This is a genomic window from Afifella sp. IM 167, assembly GCF_020144925.1.
Lineage (GTDB): Bacteria > Pseudomonadota > Alphaproteobacteria > Rhizobiales > Afifellaceae > Afifella.
On record NZ_NSLC01000036.1, the window covers coordinates 1 to 617 of the forward strand.

The 617-nt window shown below is 44.1% G+C and carries 1 protein-coding gene; it reads left to right on the forward strand.

The annotated features are described in order from the left end of the window. Window positions 1–414: hypothetical protein (locus tag CLD20_RS20010; RefSeq protein WP_224408439.1), on the forward strand; the 414-nt coding region annotated here is incomplete at its 5' end. Window positions 415–617 lie beyond the last annotated feature (203 nt).

Consider the following 617-nt stretch of genomic DNA (forward strand, 5'->3'; position numbering starts at 1 on the left):
GGTTTACAGGTTGATATGGAAGAAGAATTATCAGAACTTACTGAAGCGCGGGATCGATACCTGGTTGCTGTAGAAAAAGCGTTAAGTAAGTTTTACAGGCTTCGAGGTGACGTCAAGCAGGAGGTTATGGAGGCTGAGTCCCTTTTCGGAAGGCCTATTACAGGTAAACTGCCTATAGGGTTTGATGAGTTTTTATTACGTCCGTATGGACTATGGTGGGATAGGTATGACGCTAACAACGTATTGGCGCCGGTGTACAAACGGGCATTGGAAAATGTGGAAGGGCCAATTCCTGTGTACGAGGGTGTTAAAACTCAAGACGTAAGGGTTTTACCTGCTTCACCAGACGAATGGGTAGACCCGAACAACCCATCAATTACGTATAAAAGGGGTGGATTAGGAGGGCAACTATGACACAAACCATAGAGGAACTAAGGTATGAAAACCAGCAGTTACGCTTAAAGTTACAGGACAAAGAGCAGCGTATCCAAGAACTAGAAAGAGTTGAAAATGAACACAATGCAGTCATGCATAAACAACTCCATGACAAATGGGTTAGCGGGGGGCGTAAAGGCAGTAGAGGGGTTATTAAAAAGTAAATATAGAATTGTCGTCGG